Annotated in this window: 11 protein-coding genes; 2 read left to right on the forward strand and 9 right to left on the reverse strand. The window is 62.6% G+C overall.

Annotated elements, in window-relative coordinates:
• Window positions 1-226: 226 nt before the first annotated feature.
• Complete coding sequence (locus VF515_13420; protein HEX7408636.1) at window positions 227-592, forward strand: antibiotic biosynthesis monooxygenase; 366 nt, start codon at window positions 227-229, stop codon at window positions 590-592.
• A 435-nt stretch (window positions 593-1,027) separates the two neighbouring features.
• Here the strand turns inward: VF515_13420 and mltG are convergent, their stop codons facing one another.
• Entirely contained in the window at window positions 1,028-2,035 is a 1,008-nt protein-coding gene (gene mltG / locus VF515_13425; GenBank protein HEX7408637.1) for an endolytic transglycosylase MltG, read from the reverse strand.
• 156 nt (window positions 2,036-2,191) lie between these two features.
• On the opposite strand from mltG, the gene VF515_13430 reads away from it, so the two are divergent.
• On the forward strand, window positions 2,192-3,004 hold the full coding sequence (locus tag VF515_13430) for a glycerophosphodiester phosphodiesterase (protein HEX7408638.1): 813 nt from the start codon (window positions 2,192-2,194) through the stop codon (window positions 3,002-3,004).
• A gap of 24 nt (window positions 3,005-3,028) precedes the next feature.
• Here the strand turns inward: VF515_13430 and VF515_13435 are convergent, their stop codons facing one another.
• The 8 genes from VF515_13435 to VF515_13470 all read right to left on the reverse strand — a co-directional run.
• Window positions 3,029-3,448 (reverse strand): zinc ribbon domain-containing protein, encoded by a 420-nt coding sequence (locus VF515_13435; protein ID HEX7408639.1) that lies wholly within the window; start codon window positions 3,446-3,448, stop codon window positions 3,029-3,031.
• Between the two features lie 124 nt (window positions 3,449-3,572).
• On the reverse strand, window positions 3,573-4,085 hold the full coding sequence (locus tag VF515_13440; GenBank protein HEX7408640.1) for a cytochrome c-type biogenesis protein CcmH: 513 nt from the start codon (window positions 4,083-4,085) through the stop codon (window positions 3,573-3,575).
• Window positions 4,086-4,099: 14 nt separating this feature from the next.
• On the reverse strand, window positions 4,100-6,094 hold the full coding sequence (locus tag VF515_13445; GenBank protein HEX7408641.1) for a heme lyase CcmF/NrfE family subunit: 1,995 nt from the start codon (window positions 6,092-6,094) through the stop codon (window positions 4,100-4,102).
• An 8-nt stretch (window positions 6,095-6,102) separates the two neighbouring features.
• Complete coding sequence (locus VF515_13450; protein HEX7408642.1) at window positions 6,103-6,528, reverse strand: cytochrome c maturation protein CcmE; 426 nt, start codon at window positions 6,526-6,528, stop codon at window positions 6,103-6,105.
• Window positions 6,529-6,622: 94 nt separating this feature from the next.
• Window positions 6,623-7,216 (reverse strand): riboflavin synthase, encoded by a 594-nt coding sequence (locus VF515_13455; GenBank protein ID HEX7408643.1) that lies wholly within the window; start codon window positions 7,214-7,216, stop codon window positions 6,623-6,625.
• 359 nt (window positions 7,217-7,575) lie between these two features.
• Entirely contained in the window at window positions 7,576-8,385 is an 810-nt protein-coding gene (locus tag VF515_13460; GenBank protein HEX7408644.1) for an alpha/beta fold hydrolase, read from the reverse strand.
• Between the two features lie 77 nt (window positions 8,386-8,462).
• Window positions 8,463-9,140: a DUF4336 domain-containing protein gene (locus tag VF515_13465; protein ID HEX7408645.1), complete on the reverse strand. Its 678-nt coding sequence runs from the start codon at window positions 9,138-9,140 to the stop codon at window positions 8,463-8,465.
• Window positions 9,141-9,155: 15 nt separating this feature from the next.
• A partial coding sequence (locus VF515_13470) for a nitroreductase/quinone reductase family protein (protein ID HEX7408646.1) occupies window positions 9,156-9,339 on the reverse strand: 184 nt, incomplete at its 5' end.

Genomic DNA, 9,339 nt, shown 5'->3' on the forward strand with positions numbered 1-9,339 from the left:
CTGCTGTTGAAGGTGCTGGCGCACAACATCCGCTGCCTGATACACGGCATGTACGAGTTGGGGATCAATCCGAGCTTTTGTGCAACCCCGGTTCCTGCACAAAAGCTGGCGACGTTATGCTAGCTTTTGTGCAAAGCCCCCCCGGCGCAACCGTCACGTTGTTTCCTAGTGTTGGACTCGCTCTTGGTCGGTTCGCGGGATAGTCTTGTGCGCAGGAGGGCCAATCGTGTTTGTCGTGACCAACCGTATTCCCGTGGCCACAGGCCATGAGTCAGATTTCGAAGAGCGCTTCCGCCAGCGGGCGCATCTCATCGACCGCTCGCCCGGATTCATCAAGAACCAGATCCTGCGGCCGGTGCAGCGCCGCTTCAGCCACCAGACCGGACAATGGGAAGAGACCGCAGAGCAAGGCTATTACCTGGTGCAAACCTACTGGGAAAGCGAACAAGCGTTCTGGAATTGGACGAAGAGTGAGTCGTTCCGCAAGGCCCACAGCAATCGACCGCCCGCCGAGATGTTTGCCGGCCCCAACGTGCTGGAGATTCACGAGGTGGTTCTCAGTACGGATCGGCGCGAAGCTCCCGAAGGGTAGGGGCGGGCGCACGGCCGTGCGCCCGCGCGCACCCGGCGCCGACGCGCCCGGTGTACACAATTCTCCACCGCGGTTGTACCAACTTGTGCACCGGAAGGGGGGAAATCAGAGGGTCGTCCGTCCCTTTTGCTGGCATGCCGCTTGCCTTCTCATCGGTTAACAAGCGGGAGGTAGGGCATGCAGCTGATGGCGACCGGGAAATGGTCAAAAGTGGAAAAACGGTGGAAGATGCTAGTGGCCTTGCGCCGCCCGGCTGGTGGCCCGCCCGCCTCAACCCCTGAGCAACGCGAGCTGCGCGGCCCCGCGCGGCGGCGCTTCCGCAAGAATCCCAAGATATAGCTCGAAAGTCTGGGCCCCCCAACCCACCCCGTCCGGCGAGAGGCTTCGGCCGCTCGCCGGATGGGGCCACGCCCTGCGACTGCCGCCGCCACACTGTCAAGGGCGGTTGGCATGACGCTGGAAGCGGGCCACCGCACGGTTGTGCTCTTCGAAGGTGCGCGAGAAGGCGTGCGTTCCATCGTTGCGCGATACGAAGTAGAGATACGGCACTTTTGCCGGCGTCACCGCGGCACGGAGCGCCGCCAGACCCGGATTGCAGATGGGGCCCGGTGGGAGCCCCTGGTGCAGATAGGTATTGTAGGGCGAGTCCACCGCGATGTCCGCCGCCGTGGGTGCGCCGTGCACGTCGCGACCGTATGTGGCGGTGGGGTCCGACTGCAGGGGCATGGCCAGTTGCAGGCGGTTGTGGAACACCGCGGAAACCAGGGCGCGCTCGTCGGTGACCCCGGTCTCCTTCTCGATCACGGAGCCCAAGACGACCATGTCGCGTCCGCTCATGTCGGAGTCGAGGCGGAGCGGCTGGAGCCGCGCGGTCTCCTCATGGAAGTGCTCCACCATCACGGCCAGGATGCGCTCGGGCGGCGTGCTCCACGCGAAAGCGTAGGTGTCGGGAAACAGATACCCCTCCAGGCCGCTGCCGGGCACATCGAGGCTGAGCAGAAAGTGCGGGTCGTGGGCCAGGCAGAGGAATTGATCCGCGCCGCCAAAGCCGGCGGTCGCGAGTAGCGCGGCCACCTGGCTGAGGGTGCTGCCTTCCGGGATGGTGACGCGGTGCAACGCCGCCATCGGCGAGCGCAGCAGGGCGAGCACCTCGAGCGGCGAGAGGGGTTGATCGAAACGGTAGTCGCCGCTGCGGACCAGGCGGTCCAGCGCCTTCCAGCGCGCCCACAGGCGCAGCACCCAGGCGTGCCGGACCACGCCCGCCGCTTGCAGCCGGGCGCTGGTGGTGCGGAAGGGCTCTCCCGGTCCAATCGATACCACTGCGCCACCGGGTGGTAATGCCACCGGCGTGATCAATTGGCGCCACGTCCAGAAGGTCGCCCCGCCGGTGAGGGCAAACAACAACGTGCCAAGCACTAGGCAGCGCCGGAATAATCGAGCCATTGCTGCCTCTAGTCATCGCCTCATTTACGCAGTGAATCAATCTTGTCGAGCGGACGAGGGGCGCCGTACGCGCGCCGCTGTGCGGGGGGACGACTCCGAACATTAGCTCGATCCGACTCTCTTCTCACCGCCACCGCTCTGTGACAGACTCATGGCATGTCACCCGGATATTTTGCAGGACCAAAGCCGCGTGTGTTCGGCCATCGCGGTGCAGCCGCTCTGGCACCGGAGAATACGCTCCCGTCATTTGCACTGGCGCTTGCGCTCGGTGCCGACGTGCTCGAGCTCGACGTTCACGGCAGCCGCGACGGCGTGATCGTGGTCATCCACGACCCCATGCTGGAACGCACCACCAACGGCAGCGGCGCGGTGGGTGAGCATTACTGGCACGAGCTGCAGCAGCTGGACGCGGGGCACCAGTTCTCGCGTGACGGTCGTGACTTTCCGTATCGGGGCCAAGGTGTCCGCTTGCCGATGCTGGAAGCCGTCCTGCATAGCTTCCCGTTGGCCCGCTGCAACATCGAGGTGAAGCAAGAGCAGCCGCCGATCGTGGAAGAGGTGGTGCGAATCATCAATCAATTGAACGCGCAAGGCCGGGTCTTGCTGGCGGCCGAGCACGATTCAATCATGAGCCACATCCGCCGCCACGCGGGCGAGATGGCGACCAGCTTCGCCACCGGGGAGGTTGGCGACTTCATCTCGCGGGTGCAGGCATCCAATTTCGACGGCTATCGTCCGGAGGGCCAGGCGCTGCAGATTCCGACCCGCTTCGGTGACATCGAGCTGGTCACCGCCGACAGCGTGGCGGCTGCCCATCGCTACGGGCTCGAGGTGCATGCATGGACAATCAACGACCGCAAGGAGATGGAAGAGCTGCTGGCGTTCGGTGTCGATGGGATCATTTCCGACCTGCCAGGACTGGCGCGGGTGGTGGTTGATGAGCGGGTGGCTGGCCGCGCCGACGGTTGACCGGAAGCCCTCACACTGAGCTGACTAAGCGACCGCTTCTTCCTTCAGTTGGCGGCCGCAGGCTGGGCAGAAGTGCGCCCGCTGGGGGACGGAACGGCCGCAAGCGGGACAGAACGCGATGCGAGCTTGGCGGCGGTTCTCGGCACGCTCCCGCGTTTGCGCCGTCTTCGCCGTATCGAGAACCTTGATGGCATCGAGGGCCTCAGCCATATACTTGTTGCGGATGCCAGTGAAGTCGGCTTCTGAAAGCTTGCCCATGCGATAATCGAACTCCAGCTCTTTGATGGCGGAATAGGCTTCGAGCTTCTGCCGCTCGAGTTTCTGCCGCTCGGACGCGCTTACCGATGGCACCCCGTCAAGCCCAGCTGGCGCGTTGGTGAAGAATGGTGCGGCAACATATGCCGCCGCCGCCACCACCATCAACAGTCCAATCGCGATAGTCATCAGAAGAAAAGCCGTCAGCGCTCAGCTGTCAGCCCTCAGCCCCTGGGAAACGTCTAGCATCTTCCTGTTCCGCCGTCACGTCGATCAGCCCTCAGCTGATTGCTGACCGCTGATGGCTCTCTCGTCACTCCCCGAAATCCTTCAGCTCCTTTTCGAGGATCTTGTCATACGGTGACGGGGCAGGGATCTCCGGAGCCTCCCCTGTGGGCGCCGCCGGATGACTGCGGGCGCTCCAGCGCAGGATGGTCAGCCCCACCAGCAATCCGCCAATGGCAAGCATGAAAAAGGGCGTGACCCACGCGAGGATATTGAATCCGGAGGTCGTCGGGGACGACAAGATCTTCTCACCGTACTTGCTCTTGAAGTAGGCCAGAATCTCTTCTCTCCCCTTACCCAGGTCCATCTGGGCGCGAATCTCCTGGCGCAATGGTATAGCCGAGCCGCACTGCAGGTGATTGCAGGCGTGTACCGTCAATCCACAGCCGCACTGGCAGGTGAGTGATTCTTCGATGTCCTGGAATGAAGCCGGAGCCGCACCCAACACGCTCCGCACGCGTGGGACGAAGGCGCCGGCCAGCAATGCGACGGCGCACAACACGACGGCGAGTCCGAGGCGCCGCGGCAGATGTCTACCCATGGCCGCTGTGGCGCTCACTCCGTGGCCACGGCCTGGGGGCCGCGGCTGGGTGCGTAGGCGGGCGCCCGCGCGGGCGCCCGGCTCGGGACGATGGTTACAAGCGTTCCGAGAGCCAACACCACCCCACCCCACCACATCCAACCCACCAACGGATTGATGTACGCTTGAATCGTCGCCATTTTCGACGCTTCGTCGTAGCTGCCGAGGACGAGGTAGAGGTCTGCGCCGACCGTGGAGCGAATCGCGACCTCGGTCGTAGGCTGCTGGGGCTTCTTGTAAAACCGCTTCTCCGGCCGCAGCGTATCGATCTGACGACCATGGTCGAGGATCGCGACATCGGCGGTCAGGTACGCGATGTGTGGCGTCTCGTGCGACTTGACGCCGTCATAGCGGAGGGTGTACCGCCCCATCGGGAAGGTATCGCCCGGTTTGACGGTGATCTGCTTCTCCACTTTGAACGCCGAGGTTCCAGTGATGGCCAGGAATATCATGACCACGCCGAGGTGAATGATGTAGCCGCCGTAGCGGCGGCGATTCTTGCCGATGAGATGGAGCAGCGCGGTGAGCGAGTTCTCACCTACCATGGCCTGGCGGGCGCGAATACCGCGATGAAACTCCATGACGATGGTGGTCAGAACGAACGCACAGAGACAGAAGGAGATGATGGCGTAGTAGTGGCGCACGCCGCTGGCAAACAGGATGATGCCCACGAGCAGGCCGAGAGATACCGGCATCAGGAAATTCTTCTGCAGGTTCCGCGCCGAGGCCCGCCGCCACGCGATCACCGGACCGACGCCGGTGAGGAACAACAGCACCAGGCCCAGGGGGGCGTTGACCTTGTTGAAGAACGGCGGGCCCACGGTGATCTTGATGCCGCGCACGGCTTCGGAGATGACCGGGAACACCGTTCCCCAAAAGACGGCGAAGGCGATACCGACCAGAATCAGGTTGTTGAGCAGAAACGTGGATTCACGCGAGAGCACGGAATCGAGTTCGTTCTCGCTCTTCAGCTGCGGCAGACGCCAGATGAGCAGGCCGATGGAGACCACCAGCGTGGCGCCAAGGAATCCGATGAAGAATGGGCCCAAGCCGGACTGCGTGAAGGAGTGGACGGACGAGATCACCCCACTGCGGGTGAGGAAGGTGCCGAAAATCGTTAGGGCGAAGGTGAGGATGACCAACACCATGTTCCACACTTTCAGCATGTTCTTCTTTTCCTGGATCATGACCGAATGCAGAAACGCGGTGCACGTCAGCCACGGCAGGAAGGCCGCGTTCTCCACCGGGTCCCAGGCCCAGTAGCCACCCCAGCCGAGCACTAGATAGGCCCACTGGGCGCCGAACAGGTTGCCCATGCTGAGGAAGAACCACGCCAGCAGCGTCCAGCGCCGCGTCGTCCGGATCCATTGGTCGCCGAGCTTGCCGGTGACCAGCGCCCCCATCGCGAAGGCAAACGGGATGGCGCAGCCGACGTAGCCGATATAGAGCGACGGCGGATGGATGGTCATCCAGTAGTTCTGCAGAAGCGGGTTCAGGTCCTGACCTTCAGCGGGCGTGAACGCCAGCCGCTGAAACGGCGGCGTGATGAAGTTGAGCATCGCCAGAAAGAAAATCGCGACGATCATCAGGACCGCGGTGACGTAGGGCATGAGCTCGCGATTGCGTTCGCGGTTTTGCAGCAACACCACCGCCGTCATCGAGGTCAGGATGAACAGCCAGAAGAGTAGGGACCCGGCTTGGCCGCCCCAGAGGGCTGCAATCACGTATTGTAGCGGCAGGGTGCTGCTGGTGTAGTGGGCCACATACTCGAGGCTGAAATCATGCGTCACCAGCGCGTGCATCAGGGCTGCCACGGCGATCGTTACCAGCCCCCACACCGCCAGCGCCGCATGCTCCGCGCTGGCAATGAAGTCGCGCTTACGCCAGTACGCCCCGGCCAACGACATGCCGACCGCATAGAGCGCCAGCACCAAGCCGATGACCAACGCCAAAGAACCTACGTCTACCATCACATCCCCTATGGCTTAGCCGTTTCGGCTTCGTACTTCGAAGGACAGGAGGTCAGTAGGCTCTGGGCGTAAATCATGCCGTCACGGTATTTCCCCTCAACGATCACGTCGCTTCCGCCAGCTGCCTTGAACATGTCGGGTGCGATGCCGACGAAATGAACCGGCACGGTGCCATCGTTGCTGCCGTCGGTTTTGAATTCGCCCAGCCGAAAGTTCAGTTCCTCACCCATCGGGGTCATCTTCTTGGCCACGCTGCCCAGCTCCACGCGGCCGGCAACCCGAATGCCTTCGTTGGCCAAACTTTCCTTCTGGGCGAGAAACTCGTTGATGGTGAAATAATATACGGCGGTCTGCCGCACGCCAGAATACATCAGGTACCCCACGGCCCCAGCTAGCAGAAACGCCGCGACCACGAACCGCGCTTTTCTATTCATAGGTACTGCTCACGCTAGAGAATCCCCTAGCCCGTTTCAAGCAAGCGCTATACCGGGGCAGAGCTGGATTCCTCAACTTTACGAATGCTGAGAACTAGCGGGTCTCCGTTCTCACGGTTGGGAATAGCCCTTCCACGTAGCGGGCAATAATGTCAGTTTCGATGTTGACCGACTCCCCCGGACGTTTGCGGAGCAAGCTCGTGTGCTCTTGGGTGTACTCAACCAATGACACGGCGAAGCTGTCGGCGGTCTTGTCGATGATTGTGAGGCTGGCTCCGTCGATGGCGACAGGCCCCTTCACCACCATGTAGCGCAGGAGTTCCGGTGGCGTCCGGAAGCGCACAATTATCGCGTTTTCCTCAGGCTCCACAGACTGAATAGTTGCCGTTCCCTCAACGACACCACGAACGATGTGGCCGCTGAGCCGGTCCGTCGGGCGTACCGAGCGCTCGAGGTTGACCCGATCCCCGGGCTTCAATACCCGAAGGTTGGAGCGGCGATAGGTCTCGGGCATGACATGCGCCTTGAAGGAATTGCTGTCGAACTCCGCCACGGTCAGGTCGACGCCGTTAATCGCGATGGAGTCACCCAGCTTGGTGTCTTCCAGTATCTGCCGCGCGCGGATGCGAAGTTCTCCAGTTCCCGTCTCAGCCACTTCGCCGACTTCTTCGATGATTCCCGTAAACATATGAGGCCATAGATTGCAGGTTCCGGGACTGCAACGCAAGGCGCAAAACGGGTACAATCTCTGCAAATGGTTGTACACGAGACCGATGTCGTCGCGTGCCCGTAACCTTGCTCTTGCGGGGAGAAGGACGGCGGCAAGCTGTATATTGTCGATTACGAGCCGGAAGCCGGTCTGGTCACGAACCTGGTGTTCTCAGCCTACCTCTGGCTCTTCGAACCCAGGCATATGGCTCAGTTTCTGCGGTATGATTGGGCAAAGATACTTCTGAGTGTTGGCATTCGGGTCGACGGCGTGGAGAAACATTTGTTTTCCAAGTTGATCTCCACAACAAAGCCGTGCGCCAGAGTTGCGACTGCTCCCTAAGCCAGCACGCCTGGCTTCTTCAAAAACTCCACCAGTGCCGTGTTGAACTCCGCGGGGCGTTCCATCGGCGACATGTGTCCGGCTCCGCGGATTACCGCGCGCTGACACTTCGGAATGGCGTCGGCCATGGCGGTCATGACCTCCACGGGCGTGATGGCATCGTGCTCGCCCACCACGGTGAGGGTCGGCACGTCGATGTGGGTCAGGTGCTCGGTGGAATCTGGCCGCGTCGCCAACGCGCGCAGGGCGGCCTCGAGCGTTGCCGGTGGTGTCGCGAGCATCATTCGGCGTACGTCTTCAACGACCTGCGGCTGCTGCTCGAATGCGGCGGCGGCAACGAGTTTGGGCAGCATGGCTTCGACCACGGCCGTGGGGCCGGTCGCGCGCACCCGTTCGATCAACGCCATCCGATCGGCGACCCCAGCCTGCGTGTCGGCGTCGGCGCGCGTGTCGCAGAGGATCAGGGCACGCACGCGCGTGGCGTACTTGCGGTGGAACACGAGGGCAACGTACCCGCCCATCGACAGACCGCAGACGATCGCGCGTTCCCGGCTGTGCATCGCGTCGAGCAGGGCCGCAAGGTCATCGGCCAGGCGCTCGATCGTCAACGTATGCGTACCCAACGGGCTGCGCCCGAAACCGCGTTGGTCGGGCACGATCACCTGGCAGCGCTCCGCCGAGGCCTCCGTCTGTGCATTCCACATGGTGTGATCCAGGGGAAAGCCGTGGAGCAGCACGATCGGCGTTCCGTTACCGCGTGCCACGGCGTGCAGGTCGATGTCGTCTATCCTATATGTGTCAGGCATTCCGTCCTCCGCGTGCTTTCCTCTTCTGATTGCCTGTCCCCTTGGCCTTCCGTCAAGCCGCCGTGAGTACGCATCGGCTAGAGGAGCCAGGCGTAGCCGTCCCGCAGCGCCGCACCTCCACCACTTTCGAGAAGCCGGCCATGCGCAAGGATGACGCGGTCGAAGTCCCAAGTGAGGATGCGCGTCAAGCTGTCGCGCGCTGCAGCCCGATCGCGAACCAGGATTCTTTCCAACAGGCTCGGGCCACAGCGGCCATATGCGCCGATGAGCCGGAAGATCAATCGGGTCAGTGACGGGCTGTCGTCATGGATGTTGAACACCAGATCCGACACGATGAGTGTTCGGCTCGCCCGGTGCAAGAAAACCACCTCGTTCAGCAGCGGGTAACCGTGAACCAGCAACTGGTCGATCTGATCGCGCCAGCCGGGTGGCGCGTCTGCGTTCAGGACTCCACGGACGGCGAGGTCTGGCCGCTTGGTCTCGAGGCCTGGGGCGACGAAGAGTGCCAGGTCTGGATACGCCCGCGTGTACTCGCCGGCATAGAGATGGTGAAATCGGTTGGGAGCGACGACAAATCGCGGCACACCGAGACGACCCAACTCACCGCGGAGCCCGGCGTCGAGAGTCACCGGGGAATGGAGAAACAACTTCTCCTCGGGCAGACGGATCACGGTCATGCGCGTTCCGACTTCCACGCCGCCGAAGCGCTGCGGCCGCTCGGTCACCCACAGGTTCGGGGCTAGTTCCCTGAGCATAGTTGTACCTCCGTGCTAACGCGCTGTTGCAGGCTCCAGTACAACGACCGGAATGCGCCGGGTCGTGCGTTGCTGGTACTCGGCGTAGCCACGCTCGCGCGCGACGACCTCCGTCCAGAGCCGGACACGTTCGTCCCCCTCCGCCTCATGCGCCACAACCGGGATGTGTTTGTTTCCGACCTGAATCTCGGCCCTGGGG

Source organism: Candidatus Binatia bacterium, from assembly GCA_036382395.1.
Lineage (GTDB): Bacteria > Desulfobacterota > Binatia > HRBIN30 > HRBIN30 > JAGDMS01.